The organism is Micromonospora sp. RP3T (assembly GCF_003027925.1).
Taxonomy (GTDB): Bacteria; Actinomycetota; Actinomycetes; order Mycobacteriales; family Micromonosporaceae; genus Micromonospora.
The window spans coordinates 71,101-95,317 of record NZ_PYPS01000029.1 but is presented as its reverse complement, the minus strand read 5'-3'; the positions used below and the strand labels follow the sequence as shown (position 1 = coordinate 95,317).

Here is a 24,217-nt window from a genome sequence, read left to right as displayed (position 1 = left end):
TGCCCGGCGGCTGCGGATCTGGCTGCCGCCGCTGGGCGCGCGGGACACCGGCCGCCTGCTGCGGCAGCTGCTGGACCGGGCCGGACGGCCCGCAGCGCTGGCCGCCGCCCTGCTGCCGCTGGTCGGCGGCAACCCGGCCGTCGCGAACGCGTACGCCGCGGCCGACGCGGCGAAGGATGAGCCGGCCGGGGTGCCCGCACCGGTCCGTCGGCTGGTGGACGCCCGGCTGGACCGGCTGGACGGCGCGCAGCGCGCGGTGCTGATGGCGGGCGCGGTGGTCGGCGGCCCGGTCGCCACGGCGACCGTCGAGCGGATGCTCGCCTGGCCGGCCGGCCAGGCCGGGCCGGTGCTGCGCGCCCTGGCCGCGGCCGGACTGCTCCGCCGCACCGACGCCGGCGCCGTTCCGGGAGCAGGCAACGCGGGCGGGACCGCGCCGGCCGGTGCGCGCGAGTGGGCCGATTCGGACACCGGAACGGGCGTGGGCGTCCGGCGCACCGGTCTCGGCTCACGCAGCACCGCCGTCCCGGGCGGCTCGGGTATCCCCGGCGGCTCGGGCGGCTCGGGCGGCTCGGGCGGCTGGACGATCGTCGAGCCGGTGGTGGCCCGGGTGGCCGCGCACCGGTTGCCGCGTGCGGTGCGGGCGGACTTCGTCCGCCGGCTGGCCAGCGGTGGGCCGGTGCCGGCGATCCGCACGGACCGCATCGGCGTACCCGTCGCCGTCCGGTCCGGGGCCACCCCCGGGCCGGCGACCGACGCGCGCTCCGGCGCGGTCGTCGGAGCGCGCATCGACGCCGGGCCCGGCATCGGGGCGGGAACCGATGTCGGGTGGGGAGCCCGGACCCGGGCGGGAACCGGCGTCGGGCGGGGGGCCCGCACGGGGCCTGGCATCGGCACCGGTGCCGGCATCGCTGACAGACAGGTCAGCGGCCGTCCTGGTGTCGGCGTGGTGCGCCAGCTGGCCGATCGGCCGGGTGAGGCTCCCGCCGCGCGCCTGCCTGCGTCGGTGGGGACCGGCGTCCCCGGGTGGGACGCCGAGGAGCGGGCGACCTGCCCGCTCGGGGCGGGGCGGTCGCGCCGGTCGGGTGGAGGGGCCCGACCGGCGCCCGTCCCGCCGTCCGGACCGGACGGGGCCGACGCGCTCCGGTCGGCGACGGAGCGATCGGGGTACGCCGACGCGGCCGTCACCGGGGCCGACTCGTCACGGGGGGAGATCGGGCAGCGGAACGCGCCGGCCTACCACGGGCAACGGGACACTCCGACCGGCGCCGGACGACGGAACGGCGTCGCCAGCATCGGGCGACCGGACGCTCCGGTCAGCGGCGACGGGCGGACCGGACCGGGTTCCCCGGCCTCGTACCGGCCGGCACAGGTCACGCCGGGCGGCTCGGCGCGGGTCACACCGGGCGGCTCGGCACGGGTCACACCGGGCGGCTCGGCACAGGTCACGCCGGGCGGCTCGGCGCGGGTCACACCGGGCGGCTCGGCACGGGTCGGCCGGGTGACCGGCCCGCCCGAACGTGCGGACCGGGGCCGGCGAACACCGACGCCGCCCGACGCCGCGCTCGGGCTGGCCGCCTGACGGTCGCGTCCGGGTCGGAGCGGGCACGGGGCCACTCCGGCCCGGGCGGCGGCCGAGAACAGTCGCGCCCGGCAAGCGACGGGTGGCGCCACGCGCGCCGGTTCAGTCGATCTTGGAATGGGGCGGGGTCAGTCGCGGACGATGACCCGGCTGCGTCCCCGGAACTCGGCCACCACCTCGTCGCCACGTCGCACGGTGACGTCGTAGATGCCGCTGCGGCCGTGCCGGACCCGCTCGGTGGCGTACGCGTCCAGCACGTCGCCCGCGCGCACCGGGCGCAGGAAGGTGATCTCGCCCCCGGCGGCCACGGTGGCCGGGCCGTGGCTGTTGCAGGCCAGCGCGAACGCGGTGTCGGCGAGCAGGAACACGAAACCGCCGTGGCCGATCGCGTGCCCGTTGAGCATCGCCGGGGTGACCCGCATCCGGGCCACTGCCGCGCCGTCACCGGCCGAGACGAGCTCGATGCCGAGCCCGGTCGAGGCGACGTCGGCGTCGAACATGTCGTGGGCCGCGGTACGCCCGCCGTCGTCCGTCATCTCAGCGCTCCCGCCGCTGGTCGACGATGCGGCGCATCTTGCCCATCGAGCGTTCCACCCCGTCCGGCTCGATCACCCGGACCGCCACGGAGACGCCGATGGTGTTCTTGACCTGCTCGACCAGGGCGGCCCCGGCCCGCTCCGCGTCGGCCACGGCGGCGCCGGCGCGGCGCTCGACGTGGACGGTGAGGGTGTCCAGCCGTCCCTGCCGGTCGAGTACGCACTGGAAGTGCGGCGACAGCGCGGGGGCCCGCAGGATCAGCTCCTCGATCTGGGTCGGGAAGACGTTCACCCCCCGGACGATCATCATGTCGTCGGTGCGCCCGGCGATCTTCTCGATCCGCCGCATGGGGCGTGCCGTGCCGGGCAGCAGCCGGGTGAGGTCCCGGGTGCGGTAGCGGACCACCGGCATCGCCTCCTTGGTCAGCGACGTCAGCACCAGCTCGCCGCGTTCGCCGTCGGGCAGCACCGCGCCGGTGACCGGGTCGATGATCTCGGGGTAGAAGTGGTCCTCCCACAGGTGCAGGCCGTCCTTGGTCTCCACGCACTCGACCGCCACGCCGGGGCCCATCACCTCGGACAGGCCGTAGATGTCCAGCGCGTGCAGGTCCAGCCGCTGCTCCAACTCCCGGCGCATGTCCTCGGTCCACGGCTCGGCCCCGAAGATGCCCACCCGCAGTGAGGTGGCGCGCGGGTCGACGCCCTGGCGTTCCATCTCGTCCACGATGGCCAGCATGTAGCTGGGGGTGACCATGATGACCTCCGGTTCGAGGTCACGGATCAGCATGACCTGCCGCTCGGTCATGCCGCCGGAGACCGGGATGACAGTGCAACCCAGCTCCTCGGCGCCGTAGTGCGCGCCCAGGCCACCGGTGAACAGGCCGTATCCGTACGCGACGTGCACCCGGTCGCCGCGCCGGCCGCCGGCGGCCCGGATCGAGCGCGCCATCAGCGTGGCCCAGGTGTCCAGGTCGGCGCGGGTGTAGCCGACCACGGTGGGGCGTCCGGTGGTGCCGGAGGAGGCGTGCAGCCGGGCGACCCGCTCCCGGGGCACGGCGAACATGCCGAACGGGTAGTTCTCCCGCAGCTCGGCCTTGGCGGTGAACGGAAAGCGGGCCAGGTCGGCGAGGTCGCGGACGTCGTCGGGGTGGGCGCCGGCGGCGTCGAACGCGCTCCGGTAGTGCGGCACGTGCGCGTACGCGTGCCGCAGCGAGTGGCGCAACCGGTCCAGTTGGAGCGCCCGCAGCTCGTCGACGCCGATCCGCTCGGCGGGATCCAGCTCGTCCGGACGAGGGGTGCGGTCCTGCACGGTTGCCTCCTGCGCGACGGGCCCGACGCCGCCGCGCCGGGCGGGAACCCGCTCACCGTACGCCCGTACGGCCCACCCTGCCAGGTCAACGTCCTCCCCTCGCCGATCTTGCGGGGACCGCCCTTCGCACGGGCGGTTCGCGCCCTTCGCCGGGGCCGGTACCGCAAGATCGACGAGGAGGCGCGGGGGTCAGGTCAGGGCGGGGCAGGGCGGGTTATGCTCGGTGAGCCGGCGGTGGGGCCCGCCGTCCCGGGAGGCGCCGGGAGAACCGCGACCACGCCAACGGTCCCTGCCAGTGATGCCCGTCCTGGTGGGAGGCACCGTGAGACGACCGCCCGAGTCCCGCGTCGATCCGGACGTCGATCTCCGCGTACCCGCCGACCGGACGGAGCTGACCGCGCACCCGGCGGCGGTGCTCGGCGTGATCGCCGCCGGCGGCGTGCTCGGCGCGCTGGCTCGCGCCGGCGCGCAGGCCGCCGCGCCGCACCCGCCCACCGGTCTCCCCTGGGCCACGTTCGGCGTCAACGTCACCGGGTGCCTGCTGATCGGCGTGCTGATGGCGGTCCTCACCGCCCGACCGGCCGGGCCGCTGGTCCGGCCGTTCCTCGGCGTCGGCGTGCTCGGCGGATTCACCACGTTCTCCGCGTACGCGGTCGACGCGCAACGTCTGGTGACCGCCGGCGCGCCGGGCACGGCGCTGGTCTACCTGGCCATGACCGTGCTCGCCGCGCTGCTGGCGGTCGCCGCCGGAGACGTGGTGACCGGCCGGCTGCTGGCCGCCTGGCGCGGGGAGGCCCGGTGACCGTCCTGTGGATCGCGCTCGGCGCGGCGCTCGGCGCTCCGCTGCGCTACCTCACCGACCGGGCGGTGCAGGCCCGGCACGACTCCGCGTTCCCGTGGGGCACGCTGACCGTCAACGTGGCCGGCTCGCTGCTGCTCGGCGCGGTGCTGGCGGTGCCGGCCGATCCCGCGGTGACCGCGCTGGTCGGCACCGGCTTCTGCGGCGCGCTGACCACCTGGTCCACGCTCAGCTACGAGACGCTGCGGCTGGCCCGCACCGGCGCACGTCTCCACGCGTACGCGAACGTGCTGGTCAGTGTGGTCGCCGGGCTCGGCGCGGCCTTCGTCGGGTACGCGTTGGCCGCCGCGTTCACCGGCTGACGGGACAGCCGATGGGGGCGGGCGGCGATAGCATCCCGCCATGGAGCTGCGCCACCTGGCCGACCGGGTCTGGCTGTTCCCCGGCGACCCCGACCCGGGTGCGGTGCGGCCCACCGTGGCGGTGGTCGCCGACGATCGCGGCAGCGTGCTCGTCGACGCCGGCCACAGTCCCGCACACGCCCGGGAGATCCGTGCCGGGATCGCCGCCGCCCGGCTGCCGGAGCCGCGCTGGCTGGTCTACACCCATCACCACTGGGACCACGTCTGGGGCGCCTGCGCCTGGCCGGGCGTGGAGATCGTCGGGCACGAGGCCGGGGTCGCGCCGTTGCGCGCCGAGGCGGCCCGCCCGTGGAGCCACCGTCACCTGCGGGAGCGGGTCCGCGCCGAGCCACGGCTCGGGCCCAGCTACCGGGCGCGGGCGCTCGCGGTGGACGACTGGGACGGCTTCGCGGTGCTGCCGCCGACCCACACGTTCACCGACGAGCTGATGCTGCCCACCGGCGTGGTACTGCGCCACGTCGGTGGCCGGCACGCCCCCGACTCGACGGTGGTGCTGGTGCCGGACTCGCGGGTGCTGCTGCTGGGCGACTGCTGGTACCCGCCACCACTGCACGAACGCGGCCCGACCGACGGGCCGGATCTGGCGCTGGCCCGGAGCCTGCTCTCCGAGCACGTCGAGTGGTACGTCTCCGCGCACGACGAGCCGCTGGGCCGGGACCAGGCCCGCGCCGCGCTCGGCGAGTGAACGGCCGCCGGCACACCCGGCGACCGCGATGACCCGGCGCGGACCGGCCTGGACCCGTCCGACGCGGACCGGACCGGAGCGCACCGGCCCTGGCGTGGACCCCTCCCGCCTGGGCCGGTGCGCAGGTCAGCGTGCGTGGCGTTCCGGGTGCGCCCGGTTCCAGGCTCGCATCCGCTCCGGGTAGCCGGTGCGGGCCGCCTCGTAGAGCGGCACCGCGTGCCGTTGGGCGATCTTGCCGGCGACCCGGGGCGAGCCGGTGCGGCGGCGGATCCACTCCCCGTCGTGGGCGATGGCGACCACCGTGGTGTCGGTGGCGGTGGTCTCCGGTTCCAGATAGAACTCGACCCCGTGCCGGCTGGTCACGAACGCCTCCAGCTGCGCCAGATCCTCCCGGTTCGCCTCGCGGTCGAGCTTCGTCGGCGTTGTCGGCTCGGCGGCCCGTCGGCTGAACCAGCCCATGCCCGCCTCCTCTCCTCGGCGTCGGAGTCCAGTGCAGCACGCCCGCCTGGCAGGGGCCTGGGAGCGCCGTGGGAGTCGGCTGAGCCGCTCAGCGGGCCGGCCGGTCCGCTCCGGCCGGCGCGCGCAGCACCGGCACCAGTGCCAGCGTGGGCAGCAGGAGCAGCGGCACCAGGCCGAGCGCGTTCAGCACGCCGAGGTGGTCGCCGAGGAAGCCGAGCAGCGGCGGCCCGGCGAGGAACGCGGTGTAGCCGATCACCGCGACCACGCTGACCCGGGCCGGGGCCTTCTCCTCGTCGTCGGCGGCGGCGCTCATCCCGACCGGGAAGCCGAGCGACGCGCCGATCCCCCACAACGCCACCCCGACCACGGCCAGCGGGCCGGAGCCGGCCAGCACGGCCAGGGCGGCGCCGACGGCGGCGAGCCCGATGGTGCCGAACAGCACCGGCACCCGTCCCCAGCGGTCGATGGCGATCGTGCCGACGGTCCGGCCCAGCGTCATACCGACCACGAACACGCCGAACACCGCGGCGCCGACCGCCTCGTCCACGCCGTACCCGTCGACGAACGCCACCGCCAGCCAGTCGTTGGCGCTGCCCTCGGTGAACGCCATGACCAGCACCAGCAGGCCGACCAGCAGGGTGCGCGGCTCCCGCCAGGCGGTCAGCAGCGCCCGCCGCCGGGCCGCCGGCTCGCCCGCGCCCGTCGACTCGGCCGGCGCAGACAGGAACGCCCGCGCCCCGAGCAGCGTGCCGGTCAGGATCAGCACCGCCAGGACCGGCAGGTGCACCTCGATCGGCACGTCGAGCCGGGCCGCCCCCGCGCCGAGCCCGGCCCCGGCCACCGAGCCGAGACTCCAGGCGGCGTGAAAGCGGGGCATGATCGTCCGGCCGAGCCGCCTCTCCACGACCGCGCCCTCGACGTTCATCGCCACGTCGCACAGGCCGGAGCCAAAGCCGAACGCGGCGATCCCGAGCCCGACGCCGACCGCCCAGCCGGCCAGGCCGGTGGCGAGACCGGCCACCGTCATGCCGAGCGCGACCAGCACGGTCGCCACGACCACCGTGCGGGCCGGACCGATCCGCTGGGTGACCAGACCGGCGGCGGGCATGGCCAGCAGCGCGCCCACCGACATGCAGAGCAGCAGCAGGCCGAGCCGGCTCGGGCTGAGGCCGAGCGCCTCCCGGACCGCCGGCACCCGGGAGAACCAGCTGGCCATCGCGAGCCCGTTGAGGGCGAAGACGACGGCGACGCCGTTACGGGCGGCCAGCACCGGCCGGGCGGCCGGTGGCCGTGACGCGGCCGGCGCGTCGAGGGCGTTGCTCACGGTGCGGTAGTCCCTTCCCCGAATGGTTCCCGACGACCATCGCACACCTGAGAGCGCTACCACCACAAGCGCTCCCACCCCTTACCGTGCCCGGTCCGGACCGGGCATGATGCGCACATGGGTACGCCGACCGCACGACCCGCCACGCTCGACGACGTGGCCCGCGCCGCCGGGGTGTCCCGGGCCACCGCCTCGCGGGTGCTCGGTGGCTACGGGTTCGCCTCGGCGCAGGCGCGGGCCCGGGTGGGCGCCGCCGCCGACCACCTCGGCTACGTGCCGGACGTCACCGCCCGGGCGCTGGTGCGCGGCGCCGGCGTCCGACTGGTGGTGGCCGTGGTGGGCCGGACCGACGCGGTCTTCGACGACCCGTACGTGCACCGGGTGGTGAGCGCCGCGTCGCGGGTGTGCGCGCCGCACGGGATCGGGGTGGCGCTGGAGTGGCTGCCGCTCGACGACCCGTCCGGCCTGGGCCGGCTCGGCGCCGACCGGGGCGTCTGCGGGGTGATCCTGGTCAACACCACGCGGGCGGCGCTGGACGCGGTGCCGAGCCGGCTGCGCGGCCGGGTCGTCTCGATCGGCCAGGGCTCGGCGACCGTGCCGTCGTTCGACGTGGACAACGCGGCCGGCGCCGGCGCGGTGCTGCGCCACCTGTACGCCACCGGCCGCCGCCGCATCGCCATGGTGACCGGCCCACGCTGGTTGACCTGCGCGGAGCGGTCGGTGACCACGTACCGGGAGCTGATGCGGGAGGCGGGGTCGCCGGAGCGGCTGGTGACCGGCGACTTCACCGCGGCGCGGGGCGGCGCGGCGGCGCTGGCGGCGCTGCGCCGCTGGCCGGACCTGGACGCGGTCTTCGCGGCCAGCGACGCCACCGCGTTCGGGGTGATCGCCGCGTTGCGCGGGCACGGGTTGGGGGTGCCGCACGACGTGGCGGTCGGCGGTTTCGACGACCTGCCGTACGCGGCGATGAGCAGTCCGGCGCTGACCACCGCGACCCATCCGGTCGACCGGATCGCCACCGCCGCGGCCACCGCCGTGCTGACCAGGGCGCCGGTCGCGCCGAGCACCGCTTTCGCGTCCACGCTGGTGACCCGGGAGAGCGCCTGAGCGGCGACGGTCAGCGGCCTGTCCCGCTGTTCCGGGCCACCCGCCGCCGGCGGCGCCCTCAGCGCCCCGGCCCGGTGACCGCCGCGTCGACCCGGCTGAGCACCGTCGCGTCGTCGTCCACGCCCACGCCGCGCAGCAGGTCGATGGCGGTGGCCCGGACCGGCCCGATGACCAGTGCGAGCGGCAGCGTCGGGCCGGCGGCGAAGAGGCGGCCGACCGACCGTACCGCCGCCAGCGCCGCCGCGTCCGCCCGGGCGGCGTGCCCGTCGGCGGTCTCCTCCTGCCCGTTGAGGTCGGCGGCGAGCGCGTCGCCGGCCGCCCGGACGGCGTCGGCCAGCGTGCGTACGGCGGCGCCCAGGTCGGTCGGGACGGGCGCGTCGCCGCGGGTGACAGTGACCGCGGCCCGGGCCAGCACCCGCACGTTGCGCACCGCGTAGTCGATCTGCCGGATCGAACCGGTCACGGAGCGCAGCCGGCCGAGGTGCCGGCGACGCCGGACGTTGAGCCGGAGCGCCTCGCCGGCGGCCTGGACCGCGTCCCGCAGCCGCTCCACCCCGGCGTCGACGTGCCGGGCCCGGTCCAGCGCGGCCAGGGCGGCCTCGTCGTCGGCGTGGTCGAGCGCGTCGGCGACCTCGTCGAGCACGCCGGCCAGCTCCGTGAACGTGTGCCGGAACTCGGCCACCAGCGGGGCGAGCGGCCGGCGGGCGTCGACGAGCTGACTGGCTACCACCGCCACCGCGCCGCCGATCAGCGCGTCGACGAACCGGAACGGGACCAGCGACTCGGTCGGGGGCGAGACCACCACCAGGTAGAGCGCGGAGACCGCGGCCTGCACCACGGTGACCGAGCTGGCGCCGACCGCCACCGCCAGCGCGACGGTGAGCAGGATGACGGTGAACACGGTCCAGGTGGTGCGCGGGCCCAGCGCCTGGACCACCAGGTCGGCCACGAGCACGCCGGCGGCCACGCCGAGCACCACCTCCACCGCCCGGCGGATCCGCTGGCCCCGCGCCTGACCGAGCACGATCAGCGCCGCGGCGGGCGCGAAGAACGGCTGCGGGTGCCCGACCAGCCGGGTGGCGAGCATCCAGGCGACGGTGGCGGCGAGCGTCGCCTCGACCACCGGCAGCCAGCCCCGCCGCAGCCGCCCGGCCGCCGCCCGTACCGCCGGGCCGACCCGCCGCCGGCCCTCGCGTACCCCGCTCATCCCCGCCTCCCGTTCCACCCGGCCCTATCCTGCGGGACCGGCCCGCACCCCGCGCGCGATCTTGCAGTTCCGGCCCGCGTCTCGGGTCATTCACCCGCTTCGTCGGGGCAGCAACCGCAAGATCGACGCGCGTCGGGTGCCGATCGGCCCTGGTCGCCGCCGTCCGGGGCGGTCCTCAATGGAGATGGACGGAGAGGCAGGGACGGAGAGGGAGGGGACAGCTCATGCGTACGGGACTGTGGCGACGGCAGGTGAGGTGGATGTACCGGGAGGGCCGGCCGAACCGGCTCGCCCGGGTGTTGAACGGGCTCGCCGCCCGGCAGCACGCCGCCGGGCTCGGCCCGCGGAACTGGGTGACGCTGGAGGTGCCCGGCCGGCGCACCGGCCGGATCGTCGCCGTGCCGCTGGTGGTCGCGGACCACGACGGCGAGCGGTACCTGGTGTCGATGCTCGGCGACCGGGTCAACTGGGTGGCCAACGTCCGGGCCGCCGGCGGGCGGGCGGTGCTGCGGCACAGCGGCCGGGAGCCGGTCCGGCTGGTCGAGGTGGCCGTGGCGGACCGGCCGCCGATCCTGCGTCGCCACCTCGCGCTCGCGCCCGGGGCGCGCCCGCACGTGCCGGTGGACCGGCACGCCCCGCTCGCCGACTTCGCGCGGGTGGCCGCCGGCATTCCGGTCTTCCGGGTCACGTCGGCGGAGCCGGCGCCGGGAAAGGCCGGGTGACAACCTTTCAGGATATCGATCGCGTCCGTTCCCGGGGTCGTCCGAATGGGAGAGGCGGCCGGTAAGATCGGCGACAAAGCGGCGGCTGATCGCTGACTGCCGGCCCCGGCGCGACCGCGCACACTGGGACCATGAATACGAGACTCCGCCGCAGCCGGGCATTCCGCCTCGCGGTGTGTCTCGCCCTTGTGGCGACGCTGAGCGGCTGCATGCAGCTCAACCTCGGGCTGACCGTGAACACCGACGACACGGTCTCCGGCCAGCTCCTGCTGACCGCCCAGAAGTCCGTGCTCAAGCAGCGCAACCCGGACGTCGCGGCGGCCTTCGCCGAGCTCCGGCAGAACATTCCCACGCTCCCCGCCGGCACCGAGAGCCGGTACGAGGACGCCACCTCCTACGGCATTCAGATCGCCTACCGAAAAACACCGCTGGCGCAATTCACCAGCGAAAGTGTGAATCTTGTCCGGGATGGCGACCTCTATCGCTTCTCCCTTCCGCTGGACCCGAAGAAATACGGCGGAAAGGTGGCCGAACAAGATCCCCGGAATCAGCAGGCGTTCATGACCCTGATGGCGTTCGAGATCTCCGTGACGTTCCCCGGCCGGGTGCTCGACAGCAACGGGACGGTCAACGGGCGCTCGGTGAGCTGGCAGGTCGTCGCCAACCAGCCCAAGCCGGCCGAGTTGCGGGCCGTCGCCGAGGCGCCACCGACGCCCTCCGCCAGCGCGGTCGCCGCCGTGACCGGGAGCGGCTCCCTCCCCTGGCTGCCGATCGTCGGCGGAGTGGTCGGGCTGCTGGTGGTCGCCGCGGTGGTGGTGGTCGTCCTGCTGCGGCGCCGCTCCCGGGGCGGCCCGGCGGCCGGGGCGCCGCCCGCGTCCCCGACGGCCCTCGCGCCCACCGCACCGACCGCGTCGACCGACCGGGCCACGCCGACGCCCCCGGCCGACCCGCCGACCTGAGTTCCACCGGCCCCAACCGAGTCCCACCGGCCGCACCCGCCCTTGACGCCCCGGCCACAGCTTTCCCGCCGCACCGGCGGCGACCCGCCGGTCCCCCACCGCGCACCGGGCGCCACCCGTGGACGCCGTCCTCGGGCCGCCGCACCACCGAACCCCGACCGCACCACCGCACCGTCGAAAAGGGGGATCGCCGTGAACGATCTCTTCACCTGGGCCGCCCTGGGCAGCCTGACCGGCGCCAGCGCCGCCACCCTGCTCGCCACCAACGTCATCGGCGGCCTGATCGGGCCGAGCGGCGACAAGGCGCGCAAGTGGATCGCGCTGGGCGTCGCGCTCCTGCTGTCGTACCTGACCGCCGCGTTCGCCGACGACGCCGGTCCGGAGAAGTGGATCATCGCGTTCTTCAACGGCCTGGTCATCTTCTCCGCCGCGCTCGGCATCAACCAGTTGCCCCCGGGCAACCGGCAGGCGACGCAGGCGTCGCCGACCCAGCTCGCCCAGGGGCACGAGCCCCGCTTCGTCCGCTCCTGGGTCTGAGGGAGGTGCCCGCCATGGTCTTCGGCATTCTCAGCGCCGCCGCACAGATCGTCTTCGGCGCGGTGCTCGGGCAGGCCGCCGCCGGCACCGTCGGCCTGCTGGTCGGCGCCGTCGTCGGGCTGCTCGTCGGCGCGCCGTTCGGCTGGGCGACCGCCTCGGCCGGCACCTACGGCGCCGACGCGAAGGGCATCCTCCGCTTCGTGGTCGACCACACGTGGAGCCTGCTCAACACGTTCGCCGGCGCGCTCTACCTGGCCCTGCACCTGGTCGTCGGCCACCAGCTCGACCGGGTCGCCTCGGCCGGCAGCGGCCGGGTCAACCTGGTCGAGGGCGTCTCGCCCCGGTACGCCACCACCATCGGCACGGTCTGCGCCGGGTCCAGCCCCGGCATCCAACGGCACGAGGACGTGCACGTGTTCCAGGCCCGGCTGCTCGGCCCGCTCTACCTGCCGCTGGTCGCGCTCAACTACGTGCTGTTCACCGTCGCCCCGGTGTGGCTGCTCTGGCACGACCACACCAACGCGCCGATCAACAGGTTCACCCGCTACTTCGAGATCGGCGTCTACCCGCACGTCTGGAACGAGGCCATCGCGTACCGGATCCAGGGGACGCCGCCGCGATGACCGGCGCCATCGAGGCGGCCGTCGCGGACGTCGCGACCTGGCTGACCGGGGCGGCGGGTGAAACCGTCCCGGTCGGCCCGCCCCGCGACGACCCGGCCGGCGGGCTCACGGTCTGGCCGCTGGAGCTGCGGCCGGTCCGGCAGACCGCGGCCGGCGGCGCGACGCGCGAGCCGTACCGCTTCGTGGTCCGGCTGCTGGTCAGCAGCGGCGGGCCGGCGGCGGTGCCGGCGCTGGACCGGGTGCTCGCCGCCGCCACCAGCGGGGGCGGCCGGGCGGAGCTGGTGCTGGCCGCCGGCGACCCGGCGCTGTGGCGGGCGTTCGGCGTGCCACCCCGGCCGGCGCTGCTGCTCGACGTGCCGGCCCGGATCGACCGGCCGGCGCCGACCGCGCCGCCGGTGCGCCAGCCGCTGCGGCTGCGGCAGCTCGGCATGCGCACGCTCGACGGCCGGGTGGTCGGGCCGCAGGACCAGCCGCTCGCCGCGATGCGGGTGGAACTGGTCGGCACCGCGCAGGCCACCGAGACCGACGCCGCCGGCCGGTTCCGGCTGGTCGGCGTGCCGCACGACCCCGACGCCCCGGACCGTCCGGTACGGATCCGGCTGGTCGGTCGGGGGCGCGTGCACACCGCCGAGTTCGACCCGGCCGCCGACGACCTGATCGTCGTGCCCGCCCCCGACTGACTCCCGAGGAGGACCGATGCCCACCTACTTCTCCCCCGGCATCTACGTCGAGGAGGTGCCCTCCGGAGCCCGGCCCATCGGCCCGGTCGGCACCAGCACGGCTGCCTTCGTCGGGGTCGCGCCGGACCGCACCGCCCACGTCGACCGGCCGATGGCGGTCAACAGCTGGACCGAGTTCCTGCGCCTCTACGCCGACGGCGAGCACCTGGAGAGCACCCCGCTGGCCCGGGCCGTCTTCGGCTTCCTGGACAACGGCGGCACCCGGTGCTGGGTGGTCAACGTCGGCGAGGGCGGCCAACTCACCGGCACCGGTGGGCGGCGCGGCGGCCTGCAACTGCTGGAGGCGATCGACGAGATCGCCATCCTGGCCGCGCCCGGCTACCACGACCCGGTGTCGCACGAGGCGCTGATCAGCACCGCCGAGCGGCTGCGCACCATGGTGGCGATCTGCGACCCGCCGCCCGAGGTCACCGACGTCTCCCGGCTCACCCGGGTCGCCACACCCGGCAAGCCCACCACCGGCAAACCCGCCGAGGGTACGCCGAAGGACAGCGACGACGACGCCCCCGGCACCGGCGGCGACCGGCCTCGGCAGTCCGACTTCGCCACCTTCTACTTCCCCTGGATCCGGGTCCGCGACCCGCTCGGCGGCGACCTGGTGCTGACCCCGCCGAGCGGGCACGTCGCCGGCATCTGGGCCCGCACCGACGCGTTGCGCGGCGTGCACAAGGCCCCGGCCAACGAGCCGGTACGCGGCGCGGTCGACCTGGCGTACCGGGTCACCCGGCCGGAGCACGACGTGCTCAACCCCAAGGGCGTCAACGTGATCCGGTTCTTCGCCGGCGAGGGCATCCGGCTCTGGGGCGCCCGGACGCTCGCCGCCGAGGCCAGCGAGTGGCGCTACCTGAACGTACGGCGACTCGCCATCTCCATCGAGCAGGCCATCGCCAACGGCACCCGGTGGATGGTGTTCGAGCCGAACGACTTCACGCTGTGGCGCTCGATCCGGCGCGACATCGGCGCGTTCCTGACCCGGGTGTGGCGCGACGGCGCGCTGCTCGGCCGTACGCCGGAGGAGGCGTTCTTCGTCAAGTGCGACGAGGAGACCAACCCGGCCGACGTGCGCGACGCCGGGATGGTGGTGGCGCACATCGGCATCGCGGTGGTCAAGCCCGCGGAGTTCGTGGTGTTCAAGCTGAGCCAGTGGGCCGGCGGCACCGAGACCGAGACGATCGGAGGCTGACATGCCGACCACGGCCACCCCGCAGCCGGGCGCGCCCGTCGACCCGTACCGGGCGTACCACTTCAAGCTGCTCATCAACGGCATCACCAACGGGCACTTCACCGAGGTCAGCGGCTTCGAGGTGGCGATCCCGTCGCTGGCGTACCGGGAGGCCGGCAACGAGCGCATCCGCGCCGTGCCCGGGCAGGTCGAGTACGCGCCGGTGACGCTCCACTTCGGCCTGACCAACGCCCGGGAGCTGTGGGACTGGGTGAACGCGGCGGCGAAGGGCACGGTCAACCGGCGCAACGTCTCGGTGGTGCTGCTCGACCCGGCCGGCACCGCCGAGGTGCTGCGCTGGAACATGATCAACGCCTGGCCGACCCGGTGGCGGGGCGCCCACCTGAACACCCTCTCCCAGGAGATCGCCATCGAGGCGCTGACCCTGGCGTACGAGGGGCTGGAGCTGGAGTCCGGCAGTGCGACCGCCCCGACGACCGCGTGACCGGCTGGCCCGCGCGCTGCGGGCCACCGCCGACCGTCTCACGGACCCGCCGCCCACCGCCCGCCGGCCGCCGGCCGCACCGTCTACGGCTCCACCGTCGCGCCGCCCCGGCGAGCCCCCGGAGCACTGGCTCCGCCTGGTGGCCGCCCACGCCCCCGGCCTCCTCCGCGACCTCCCCCACCCCGCACCCACCGGCGATGATCAAGGAGTTCGCGACGATTCCGACCTCGTGGCCGACCCGAACTCCTTGATCACCGAGCGGCCCGCGAGAGCCGGCGTGGGGTGGGGCTGGGTGGAACGGCTGTGGCGGGCGTGGCGGGCACGCCCGACCGGCGTCGGCTCCCGGCGGATCGGCTCGCCGAGATCTTGGTACGAAATGGCCCTTCTGGGGGCCGCTTCCTACCAAGATCTTCAGGGCCTCCCGATGGTGGGGACGAGTGTCCCGCACCGTGGCAGCACGGGGAGCGATGGACGGTGGCCCCACGGCTTCCCTTTCGCGGCGGCGGTCATCGGCTCCGACCCGAACGGCGAGACGGCGTGGCCCGACGGGGAGACGTACCCCGCTCCGAGTGACGCGGACGCCGAACCGGGCCGGGTGCCGACGGGCCGGGTGCCGACGGGCCGGGTGCCGACGGACCGGGATCCGGCCGGTACGGAACCGGCGGGCCGGGGCGTGCCGGCGGCCTGGGCCGATCCGACCCGGGCCGCGTCCCAGGCGGTGTCCTCCGGCCTCGCGGCGGATGCCGGATCCCGCGCTGCCGGATCCCGCGCTGCCGGATCCCGCGCTGTCGGATCCCGCGCTGCCGGATCCCGGGCTACCGGGCCAGCCGCACCTGACGCGGCGGCTTCCGGAGCCTCAGCGGCAACCGGCGGCGGCGCACCGACACGTCCCGGCACACCGGGGCGCGACGCCGCCGCGTCCTCGGCCGCCACCGGATGGCCGGGTGGCACCGCAGGCTCGGTCGGCGCACCGGAACGGGGCAGCCGACCGGGACACGCCCCATCGAGTAACGACGGCACGCCCCGTCACGACGGCATCCCCGGGTCGAGCGCCGTAGCCGGCTCGGCCCGCGCGGCCGGGTTGGCCGGGGCCGACCGATCGGGGCGGCGAGCACGGCGTGCGGGATGGTCCGACCGGGTCACGGACCGGGTGGACGTACCCGGTGGGGCCGGGCCGGACTGGTCGCGTGCGCCGGGCCGACACGCGGCGGCTGACTCCCGTCGTGGCGGCCGGGAGCCGGCCGGCGCCACCGCGGGACCCACGGAGGCGACGCGTCCGGTCTCTCGCAAGCCGCAGAGATCGGTCGACGGGGCCGGCGCGGAGCGCGGCGGCGAGTTCCCGGTGCCGCTGTCGTGGCGGCGACCGTACCCGTCGACGCCTCCGACGGCGCACGACGCGGGTCGGCGCCGTCCGGTCGACCCATGGCCGGCCCTGCCCGGCGAGACCGGCGCGGACCGGGCCGGCGGCGCCGGGCGACCGGGCGAGGTGCAACAGCCGAGCGCGGCGGCGGAGGCCGGCACGGCGTACCGGGACCCGTGGCCGGCGTTGCCGGACGAGCCGTCGCCCCTGGCGTCGGCCCCGCGCGCCGCCCGGTTCCGGGACGCCCTGCTGGACCGGGAACAGGCGGGTGGCTGATGGAACGCGTCGCCTTCCTCGTGGACGAGTCGGGCACTCGGGTCGACTGCCTGCTCAATCCGGAGACCGTGCAGGTCACCCGGCTGGCCGGGATACGCCCGCGCGGCAGACCGGACGGGTCGCTCACCGGTGCCGGCCTCGCCGACGACCCGTTGGTCTTCACCGGCGGCGGGCGCACCGAACTGGTGCTGGACCTGCTCTTCGACATCGACTTCGTGGAGTCCCCGGCCCGCCCCGACGACGTCCGCGCGCTGACCCGTCCGCTGTGGATGCTCGCCGAGAACTCCACCGTCGAGCACGGCTGGCCGCGTCCGCCGCTGGTCCGGCTGGTCTGGGGCAAGACCTGGAACGTGCCCGGCGTGATCGCGGCGATCGCGGAACGCTTCGACGCGTTCACGCTCACCGGCACGCCCCGGCGTTCCTGGCTGCGGCTACGGCTGGTCCGGGTGGCGGAGAGCGCCGAGGCGGCCCAGGCCGGCTTCGAGGCGGAGCTGGCCGCGGCGAGCACCCCGACCGTGACGCCCGGCTCGGCGGTGGTGGCCGCCGCGGACGGCGCGGCCGAACCGGGCTGGTCGGGTGTGCGCTTCGACCTGCTCGCCCACGACGCGTTGGGGTCCCCGCTGCGCTGGCGGCTGCTCGCCGAACACAACCGGATCACCGACCCGCTCACGGTGCCGGCCGGCACCGCGCTGGCGGTGCCGGCGTCCGTCCTCGCCACGCCTCCGCTCGACGCCGCCACCACGACGGGAGGTACGCCGTGACCGCATCCGACCCGTCCGCGCCGGTGGCGCGCGGGGGCCACGATCACTCCGGCCACGCCACGACCGGAGGCGTGCGGTGAAGCGGGCGGCGGCGGTACGCGTGGACGGGCGGCCGCTGGCCGACCCGACGCGGCTGCGCGGGGTCCGGGTCGCCGCCCGGCTGGACCGGCCGACGCAGTGCGAGCTGGCGCTGGCCACCGCGCCCGGCCCGGGCGCCCTCGACCCACCGGTACGCCCCGGCGCGGCGCTCGACGTCCGCCTCGACGGCCACCCGGACGCGTTGTTCACCGGCGAGGTGACCGCCGTCGAGGTGGAGTACGCGGGCGACGGCGCCGCGCTGCTGCGGATCCGGGCGTACGACCCGCTGCACCGGCTGCGCAAGCGGCAGGAGCTGCGGGTGTTCGAGTCGGTGACGGCCGCCGAGCTCGCCGGGGAGCTGTGCGCCGGGCTGGGGCTGGCGGTGGTCGCCGAGGTCGACGGGCCGCGCCTGGATCGGCTGCTCCAGCACCGGCACACCGACCTGGAGCTGCTGTGCGAGGTGGCCGGCCGGGCCGGGCTGCACCTGGGCGTGGACGGGGACCGGCTGCGGCTGCTCACCCTCGACGGCCACGGCGAGCCGGTGCCGTTGACGCTCGGCGGAACCGTGCACGCGCTGCGGATCGTCGAGAACCTGGACCGGGCCGGCGCGGAGTGCGCGGCGCTGGGCTGGCACCCGCAGCGCGCCGAGCCGCTCGGGCAGCGGGTCGGTGAGGCGCGCAGCGGGCGGCGGATCCCGCTGCGCCCGGAGCCGGGCGACGTCGGCGCGGACGGGGTGCGTACCGCGGTGGACCAGCCGGGGCGCAGCGACGACGAGCTGGCCGCGCTGGCCCAGGCCGGGCTGGACGCGCGGGTCGCCGCGCTGGTCACGGTCGAGGGCACGGCCGAGGGTGACCCGGCGTTGCGGCCGGGCCGGCGGATCGCGCTGGCCGGCGTCCCGGATCCGGTGGCCGGCGTGTACGTGCTGACCGAGGTGGTGCACACGCTGGACGCGGACGGCCACCTGACCCGGTTCTCCACCGCCCCGCCCGAGCCGCCGCCGGTCGCGGCGCCGCCGGCGGCGACCGTCACGCTCGGCACGGTGACCGCCGTCGACGACCCGGACGGGCTGGGCCGGGCCCGGGTGACGCTGCCGGCGTACGGGGACCTGGACGCCGGCTGGCTCGCCGTGCTGTGTCCGGGCGCGGGCCGGGGCAAGGGGATCGTCGCGCTGCCCGACCCGGAGGACACCGTGCTGGTGGCGTTGCCCGGCGGGGAGCCGACCTCGGGCGTGGTGCTCGGTTCGCTGTTCGGCGCCGTCGAGCCGTACGACGCGGGGATCGTCTCCGGCCGGTCCCGCCGCTGGTCGATGCGGACCGGCACCGGCCAGTCCATCGTGATCGACGACGACGGGCGCACGCTGCGGCTGGCCACCGACGCGGGCAGCTTCGTCGAGCTGCGTCCCGAACTGACCACCGTGCACGCCGCCGGTGACCTGGTGCTCTCCGCGCCGGGCCGGGCCATGGTGGTGCGCGCGAAGACCGTCGACTTCCTGCACGCCCCGGCGGCCGAGGACGCGCAGACCGCCGCCGCCCAGGCCCGTACGCTCGCCCGTTCCTCCGGAGGTGGCTGATGCGCTGGATCCACCGCGACTCGTTGATCACCTGCGGCCACGACGGGCGGGTGACGAACCGCCCGTCGCAGCGCTGGGTCACCGTGCGGGGCGTGCCGGTGCTGGTGCGGCCCGACCCGGTGGGGCGGGACGTCACCGCCTGCCCGAACTACGGCCCGACGGTCAAGCCCTGCCTGCACACGATGACAGTGACGGTCGGCTACAGCGCCTGGGTGCGGGTGGACCGGCAGCCGGTGGTGCTGTCGCACCTGGACGGGCTCACCGACGGCACGCCGCCGGGCACCGTGCACCACCGGGTCCACGACCCGCGGCAGATGTTCCTGGGGGCGGACCGATGAGGGCGTTCCGGTTCGTCGGCGCCGGCTTCGACGCCGGGCGCGCCGGCGGCCTCGCGCTCACCGCCGCCGGCGGGCTCGCCATGACCGAGGGCGACGAGACGGTACGCCAGGCGCTGTGCCTGCTGCTGTCCACCACGCCGGGCGAGCGGTTGATGCGTCCCGGCTACGGGTCGCGGCTGCACCGGTTGGTCTTCGCACCGAACGACGACACCACCGCGGGCCTGGCCATCCACTATGTGCGGCAGGCGATCCGGCGTTGGGAGCCGCGGGTGGAGGTGCTCGACGTGGACGCCGGCCCGGACCCGGACGACCCGTGGCGCCTGGTGATCCGGCTGGACTACCGGGTGCGGGCCAGCCTCTCCCCCGGCCAGCTCGTCTTCTCCGTCGACCTGCTGCCGCCCGACGACGAGCCCGACGACCCGGGCGACCGGCCCGGCGGCGGCTCGGCCGACCGGCCCGGTGAGGGGGTCACGCCATGACGCTGCCGGTGCCGCACCTGGACGACCGTGCCTTCCTCGACCTGGTCACCGAGGCCCGGGAACGGATCCGCCGCTCCTGTCCGGACTGGACGGACCTGTCCGCGCACGACCCGGGGATGGCGTTGCTGGAGGCGTTCGCCTACCTGACCGAGGTGATGATCTACCGGCTGAACCAGTTGCCGGAGAAGGCGTACGTGGCGTTCCTGAACCTGCTCGGCGCGACCCGGCACCCGCCGGCGGCGGCCTGGGCGGACGTGCGCCTGACCCGCACCGGCCCCGACCGCGGCCCGGTGCGGGTGCCGGCCGGCACCCGGATCGCCGCGGCCCGCGGCGCCGACCCCCGGCCGGTCGTCTTCGTGACCACCGAACCGGCAGTGCTGCCCGCCGGCGAGACCGAGACGACGGTACGCGTGCACCACTGCGAGCCGGTCGACGCGGAACTGCTGGGCACCGGCACCGGCCAGCCCGGCCAGACGTTCCGGGCCGCCCGCGCGCCGCTGACCCGCACCACCGAGGCGCTGGACCTGCTGCTCGGCGTGGAGGTGCCGGCCGGCTCGGTGGAGCTGGGCGCCGCGGCCCGGGAGCACGAGGGACGCACGTACGAGATCTGGCAGCCGGTGGACAGCTTCGCCGGCATCGGCCCGCAGGCCAGGGTCTACCTGGTCGACCGCGCCTCCGGAGTGGTCACGTTCGCGCCCGCGCTGGACCTGCGCCCGGCCACCGGCGACGGGAGCGGGCCGGACGCCGGGAGCGGCACCGGGAGCGCCCCGACCGACGAGGGAACGGCCGGGGCGCCGACGGCGGCCGGGGCGACCACGGTGGCGGCGGTGCCGCCGGCCGGGCGGCAGGTGCGGCTCTGGTACCGGTGCGGCGGCGGGTCGGCCGGGAACGTGGCCGCCGGCGTGCTGACCAGCCTGCGCGACCCGCTGCCGGGGCTGCGGGTGACGAACCCGCTGCCGGCCACCGGCGGCCGGGAGCTGGAGTCGCTGGAGTCGGTGCTGGCCCGCGGGCCGTACGAGTTCTTCGCCCAGCAGCGCGCGGTCACCGCCCGCGACTTCGAGGTCCTCGCCACCGGCTCCGGCGCGGTGGCGCGGGCGCGGGCGTTCACCCGGGCCGCCGTCTACAGCTTCGCCCGGCCGGGCGAGGTGGAGGTGGTGCTGGTGCCGTACGTGCCGGAGGCGGCCCGCCCCGGCGGCCGGCTGCCGGTGTCGGTGCTGCGCGAACACGAGGTCGAGGAGGCGCGCCGCCGGGTCGAGGCCGACCTGGAACGCCGCCGCGCGCTGGGCACGGCGGTGCGCGCCGGCTGGGCCCGGTACAAGGCGGTCTCGGTCCGGGCCCGGGTGGTGGTGCGCCGCGAGGAGGACGTGGACGCGGTCCGCCGGCGCATCCACGACCGGCTGCACCAGACGCTCAGCCCGCTGCCCACGACACTCAACCCGACCGGCTGGGCGTTCGGCGAGCCGCTGCGCGCGTCGAACGTCTACCGGATGCTGGAGCACGCCGAGCCGGGCGTGCGGTACGTCGAGTCGGTGCGGTTCGTGGTCGACGAGGCGCCGGACGCGCAGGTGCGGACCGTCGCGGTGGACCAGTACCAGCCGGACACCTGGTACGCCGGGCGCGGGCCGGTGCTGTTCCGCTCGACCGACGCGGGCGCGGGCTGGGAACCAGCCGGCCGGTTCGACGACGAGACGGTGGTCCGGGTCGCGCCCGCGCCCGCCCCGACCCGCCCCGGCGTGGTGCCCCGGGCCGGTTCGGTGGCGGTGGTGACCGCCCGCGACGCCGGCGGCTCCCGGGTGCGGCTGAGCACCGACCTGGGCGAGACGTGGACGCTGCTCACCGACCTCGACTCCGGCGTGCGGGACCTGGCGTGGATCGACCGGGACGGCACCGGCGCGCTGCTGCTGGCCACCGACGCCGGCCTGTACGAGGTGCCGCTGCTGCCCGGCGCGGTGCCGTTGCAGATCCTGGTCGACCCGGCCGACGCCGACCGCGGGTTCTACGCGGTGCGGTCGTTCGTCTCCGAGCGCGGCGCGCCCGGCGTGGCGGTCGCCGCGCAGGCCGGCTTCGGCGTCTACCTGTCCGTCGCGGCCGGCCGCCCCGGCACGTTCAGCCACGTCGGCCTCGCCAACGTGGACAACCGCGTCCTCGCGGTGCAGTACGACGGACCGGCCACGCTGCTGTGGTGCGGCGCGGGCGAGCCGGACCCGAAGAAACCCGGCCAGGGCGCACACCGGACCCGGCTGTTCGAGTCCGACGTGCAGTGGCAGTCGATGGCCGCCGGCTGGATCGGCGGCACCTGCCGGGACCTGGCGTTCAGCGGGCCGCTGGCGCTGGCGGCCACGCAGAGCGGCGGCGTGGTCCGGCTGGACACCCTCGCCGGGCAGCCGCAGTGGCGGCCGGTGATGGTCAACTGCGGGCTGCCGCTGCGGGACCGGACCCGGTTCTCGCCGGTGGACGCCATCGCCGCCACCGCGCCGACCGACCCGTCCGGCGCCGGTCGGCTGGTGCTGGCCGGCGGCGAGCGCGGCGTGTACCGCAGCGGCGACGGCGAGGACTGGACGGCCAGCGCCAACCAGGCCACCGCCGACGTGGTCACCGTCCCCGGCACCTGGCTGCTCTGCTCCGGCGAGCACGACATCGAGGTGGTGCGGCAGGATGCGCCGAACCGCGATTGAGCGGCTGCTGCCGGCCGCGTACCAGCGGGCCGCCGGCCCGGGCAGCGTGCTGGGCGCGCTGCTGGACGTGATGGAGGCGCTGCACGCCCCGGACGAGGCGGTGCTCGCCGACGTCGACGCGCTGTTCGGGCCGTACCGGACGCCGGACGGGTTCGTGGCGTACCTGACCCGCTGGGTGGCGATGGACCACGTGGTCGCCGCGCCGCGCGCCGACGCGCCGCCGCCGCTGCCGCTGGGCCGGCTGCGGGACCTGGTCGCGCACGGGGCGCTGCTGGCCCGCTGGCGCGGCACTCCGTACGGGATGCGCACCGCGCTGGAGCTGGCCACCGGGGTGACCGGGTTCGAGCTGGACGAACCGGCCGACCGGCCGTTCCACCTGGTGGTGCGCGTGCCGCCGGCGGCCGCGGACCGGCTGGCGCTGATCGGCCGGATCGTCGAGGCGGAGAAACCGGCGGCGGTCACCGTCGAGGTGGTCGCCGCCCCGGCCGGCCCGCCCCACGACCCACCCGCCGGTCCGGCCGGCGACCCGTCCCCGCCCGGGCCGGTACGCGCGGTCGGCCGGGCGTCCGTGCCCCCACCCCCGCCCCACGAGCCGCCGGAGGAGCCGTCATGACCACCGAATGGACCGTCGTCGCCGCCGCCGAACAGTTCACCCTGGACGCCCGCAACGCCGGGGAGCTGACCTTCACGGTGTCCAATCCCGGCCCGGCGCCGGACACCGTGGTGTTCGACGTGGCGCCCGGCGAGGGCAGCCAGCGGGCCTGGTTCACGGTCACCGAGCCGCAGCGGGTGGTGCCCGGTCAGGGCTCGGTGTCGGTGCTGGTCCGGCTCGCCGTGCCGGCCGGCACCCCGCCCCGGCGGTACGACATGACCGGGTTCGCGTACTCGGCGAACACCGCCCCGGAGGAGAGTTCCCGCTCCAGCGGCCGGGTGACGTACGACGTGCGGGCGGTCGCGCCGCCGAAGCGGACGCCGTGGCCGTGGTTGGCCGCCGCGGCGGTGCTGCTGCTGGTGGTGACCGGCGTGGCGGTCTGGCTGGTGACCCGCCCGGAGCAGACGTCGCCGCCGCGGCCGGCGGCGGTGACCGTGGAGGCGGAGACGCTGGTGGCCGCCGCCGAGGTCCGGTCCGCCACGGCCGCGAAGGCCGAGGTGGTGGCGCAGGACAACTGCTGCGACGTGACGTGGTCCGGCGACGCGCAACTGTTCTTCCTGGGCCGGGCGGTCGGTGACCGGGTGACCGTGCCGGTGGACCTGCCGGCGGACGGCGCCTGGCGGTTCTCCACGGTGCGTACCACCTCGTTCGACTACGCGAACACCATCTGGCTGGTCGACGGCCGGCAGGTGGGCGACACGTTCCTCGGCTTCTCGCCGACCGTGGTGCGCACCGACGACGTGGCGGTGGGCACGCTGGAGCTGACCCGGGGCACGCACCAGCTGACGCTGGTGGTGGTGAGCCGGACCCAGGGCACCGACCGCTACTTCGCCGGCGTCGACCAGATCCGGTTCGCCCCGGTCGGCCAGCCGTGAGTGGTCGGCAGAAGCTGCTGGTGGTCGCGCTGGCCGGGCTGCTGGTGGTGCTCTACGTGGTGGCGGTCGCCGGGCGGCACGACGGCCCCGGCGACCCGGCCGCCGGGCCGGGACCACTGGCCCGGCTGGGACGCGGCGCCGGCGCGGTGGACCCGGCGACGGTGGGCGTGGCGTGCGTGCCGCCGGCCACCGCCCCGACCGCCACCGCCGACGGCGTGGTGGTCGCGTTCGGCGCCACCTGCCGGCTGCGTGTCGCCGACCCGGGCGCGCTGCGCACGCTGGTGCTGCGCGGCGCGACGCGGTTCGAGGTGACCGCCCGCGCGCCCGGCGACGCGGACGTCACGGTCACCGACGAGGTCACGCCGGGGCCGGACGGGGCGACGGTGGCGACGGTGGCGGTGGACCGGGAGACCGAGGTGCTCCTGCGGTGCCCGGGAGGTGGCGGATGCACGGTCACGCTCGCCCGGTCCTGACCGGG

The 24,217-nt window shown here is 76.3% G+C and carries 25 protein-coding genes and 1 pseudogene; 21 read left to right on the top strand and 5 right to left on the bottom strand.

Translation table 11 applies throughout. The features are described from left to right. A pseudogene (locus C8054_RS22495) lies at positions 1-1,579 on the top strand (hypothetical protein); the annotation flags it as partial. Between the two features lie 128 nt (positions 1,580-1,707). On the opposite strand, the gene paaI reads toward C8054_RS22495, so the two are convergent. Beyond that, a complete protein-coding gene (gene paaI / locus C8054_RS22490) occupies positions 1,708-2,115 on the bottom strand; it encodes a hydroxyphenylacetyl-CoA thioesterase PaaI (protein WP_107159832.1) in 408 nt (135 codons plus the stop codon). A 1-nt stretch (position 2,116) separates the two neighbouring features. Next, complete coding sequence (paaK, locus tag C8054_RS22485) at positions 2,117-3,424, bottom strand: phenylacetate--CoA ligase PaaK (protein ID WP_107159830.1); 1,308 nt, start codon at positions 3,422-3,424, stop codon at positions 2,117-2,119. 298 nt (positions 3,425-3,722) lie between these two features. Here paaK and C8054_RS22480 point away from each other — a divergent pair, with 298 nt between their 5' ends. Genes C8054_RS22480 through C8054_RS22470 form a run of 3 tightly spaced genes read left to right on the top strand, consistent with a single transcriptional unit; the run spans position 3,723 to position 5,330 of the window. Continuing rightward, positions 3,723-4,226: a CrcB family protein gene (locus C8054_RS22480; RefSeq protein WP_107159828.1), complete on the top strand. Its 504-nt coding sequence runs from the start codon at positions 3,723-3,725 to the stop codon at positions 4,224-4,226. Beyond that, entirely contained in the window at positions 4,223-4,585 is a 363-nt protein-coding gene (crcB, locus tag C8054_RS22475; RefSeq protein WP_107159826.1) for a fluoride efflux transporter CrcB, read from the top strand. Before C8054_RS22480 ends, crcB begins: the two co-directional genes overlap by 4 nt. Positions 4,586-4,625: 40 nt before the next feature. Next, positions 4,626-5,330, top strand: coding sequence for an MBL fold metallo-hydrolase (locus tag C8054_RS22470; RefSeq protein ID WP_107159824.1), 705 nt, complete (start codon positions 4,626-4,628; stop codon positions 5,328-5,330). 126 nt (positions 5,331-5,456) lie between these two features. On the opposite strand, the gene C8054_RS22465 is transcribed toward C8054_RS22470, so the two are convergent. Both C8054_RS22465 and C8054_RS22460 read right to left on the bottom strand, forming a co-directional pair. Beyond that, the gene (locus C8054_RS22465) at positions 5,457-5,789 is read right to left on the bottom strand and encodes a hypothetical protein (protein ID WP_107159822.1); all 333 of its coding nucleotides are present in this window, start codon (positions 5,787-5,789) and stop codon (positions 5,457-5,459) included. 88 nt (positions 5,790-5,877) lie between these two features. Next, complete coding sequence (locus tag C8054_RS22460; protein WP_107159820.1) at positions 5,878-7,113, bottom strand: MFS transporter; 1,236 nt, start codon at positions 7,111-7,113, stop codon at positions 5,878-5,880. 117 nt (positions 7,114-7,230) lie between these two features. Between C8054_RS22460 and C8054_RS22455 the strand changes: the two genes are divergently transcribed. Next, positions 7,231-8,220 carry a LacI family DNA-binding transcriptional regulator gene (locus tag C8054_RS22455; protein ID WP_107159818.1) on the top strand — a complete coding sequence of 330 codons (990 nt, stop codon included), beginning with the start codon at positions 7,231-7,233 and terminating at the stop codon, positions 8,218-8,220. 58 nt (positions 8,221-8,278) lie between these two features. On the opposite strand, the gene C8054_RS22450 is transcribed toward C8054_RS22455, so the two are convergent. Then, positions 8,279-9,427, bottom strand: a complete 1,149-nt coding sequence (locus C8054_RS22450) for an aromatic acid exporter family protein (protein WP_107159816.1) — start codon at positions 9,425-9,427, stop codon at positions 8,279-8,281. 224 nt (positions 9,428-9,651) lie between these two features. Between C8054_RS22450 and C8054_RS22445 the strand changes: the two genes are divergently transcribed. The 16 genes from C8054_RS22445 (at position 9,652) to C8054_RS22365 (ending at position 24,212) form a co-directional block, all read left to right on the top strand. Further along, positions 9,652-10,149 (top strand): nitroreductase/quinone reductase family protein, encoded by a 498-nt coding sequence (locus C8054_RS22445; protein ID WP_107159814.1) that lies wholly within the window; start codon positions 9,652-9,654, stop codon positions 10,147-10,149. A 131-nt stretch (positions 10,150-10,280) separates the two neighbouring features. Continuing rightward, positions 10,281-11,108, top strand: coding sequence for a DUF3153 domain-containing protein (locus C8054_RS22440; protein WP_233219982.1), 828 nt, complete (start codon positions 10,281-10,283; stop codon positions 11,106-11,108). Positions 11,109-11,300: 192 nt separating this feature from the next. Beyond that, positions 11,301-11,645: a hypothetical protein gene (locus C8054_RS22430; protein WP_107159812.1), complete on the top strand. Its 345-nt coding sequence runs from the start codon at positions 11,301-11,303 to the stop codon at positions 11,643-11,645. 14 nt (positions 11,646-11,659) lie between these two features. Further along, positions 11,660-12,268, top strand: a complete 609-nt coding sequence (locus C8054_RS22425) for a glycine zipper family protein (protein WP_107159809.1) — start codon at positions 11,660-11,662, stop codon at positions 12,266-12,268. After that, a complete protein-coding gene (locus C8054_RS22420; protein WP_107159806.1) occupies positions 12,265-12,948 on the top strand; it encodes a carboxypeptidase-like regulatory domain-containing protein in 684 nt (227 codons plus the stop codon). The genes C8054_RS22425 and C8054_RS22420 overlap by 4 nt, the downstream gene beginning before the upstream one ends. Positions 12,949-12,964: 16 nt before the next feature. Beyond that, positions 12,965-14,191 (top strand): phage tail sheath subtilisin-like domain-containing protein, encoded by a 1,227-nt coding sequence (locus C8054_RS22415; RefSeq protein WP_107159804.1) that lies wholly within the window; start codon positions 12,965-12,967, stop codon positions 14,189-14,191. Between the two features lies 1 nt (position 14,192). After that, positions 14,193-14,675 (top strand): phage tail protein, encoded by a 483-nt coding sequence (locus C8054_RS22410; RefSeq protein WP_107159801.1) that lies wholly within the window; start codon positions 14,193-14,195, stop codon positions 14,673-14,675. Between the two features lie 1,342 nt (positions 14,676-16,017). Beyond that, a complete protein-coding gene (locus C8054_RS31765) occupies positions 16,018-16,311 on the top strand; it encodes a hypothetical protein (protein ID WP_146179955.1) in 294 nt (97 codons plus the stop codon). After that, entirely contained in the window at positions 16,311-17,072 is a 762-nt protein-coding gene (locus tag C8054_RS22400; protein WP_107159797.1) for a hypothetical protein, read from the top strand. The genes C8054_RS31765 and C8054_RS22400 overlap by 1 nt, the downstream gene beginning before the upstream one ends. Positions 17,073-17,148: 76 nt before the next feature. Beyond that, the gene (locus tag C8054_RS22395; protein ID WP_107159795.1) at positions 17,149-18,720 is read left to right on the top strand and encodes a phage baseplate assembly protein V; all 1,572 of its coding nucleotides are present in this window, start codon (positions 17,149-17,151) and stop codon (positions 18,718-18,720) included. Then, entirely contained in the window at positions 18,720-19,058 is a 339-nt protein-coding gene (locus C8054_RS22390; RefSeq protein ID WP_107159793.1) for a hypothetical protein, read from the top strand. The genes C8054_RS22395 and C8054_RS22390 overlap by 1 nt, the downstream gene beginning before the upstream one ends. After that, a complete protein-coding gene (locus C8054_RS22385; protein ID WP_233219980.1) occupies positions 19,055-19,537 on the top strand; it encodes a GPW/gp25 family protein in 483 nt (160 codons plus the stop codon). The genes C8054_RS22390 and C8054_RS22385 overlap by 4 nt, the downstream gene beginning before the upstream one ends. Beyond that, a complete protein-coding gene (locus tag C8054_RS22380; protein WP_107159790.1) occupies positions 19,534-22,212 on the top strand; it encodes a putative baseplate assembly protein in 2,679 nt (892 codons plus the stop codon). Before C8054_RS22385 ends, C8054_RS22380 begins: the two co-directional genes overlap by 4 nt. Continuing rightward, positions 22,193-22,825 (top strand): phage tail protein, encoded by a 633-nt coding sequence (locus C8054_RS22375; protein ID WP_107159788.1) that lies wholly within the window; start codon positions 22,193-22,195, stop codon positions 22,823-22,825. Before C8054_RS22380 ends, C8054_RS22375 begins: the two co-directional genes overlap by 20 nt. Then, positions 22,822-23,739: a hypothetical protein gene (locus tag C8054_RS22370; RefSeq protein ID WP_107159786.1), complete on the top strand. Its 918-nt coding sequence runs from the start codon at positions 22,822-22,824 to the stop codon at positions 23,737-23,739. The genes C8054_RS22375 and C8054_RS22370 overlap by 4 nt, the downstream gene beginning before the upstream one ends. Continuing rightward, entirely contained in the window at positions 23,736-24,212 is a 477-nt protein-coding gene (locus C8054_RS22365; RefSeq protein ID WP_107159784.1) for a hypothetical protein, read from the top strand. Before C8054_RS22370 ends, C8054_RS22365 begins: the two co-directional genes overlap by 4 nt. Positions 24,213-24,217 lie beyond the last annotated feature (5 nt).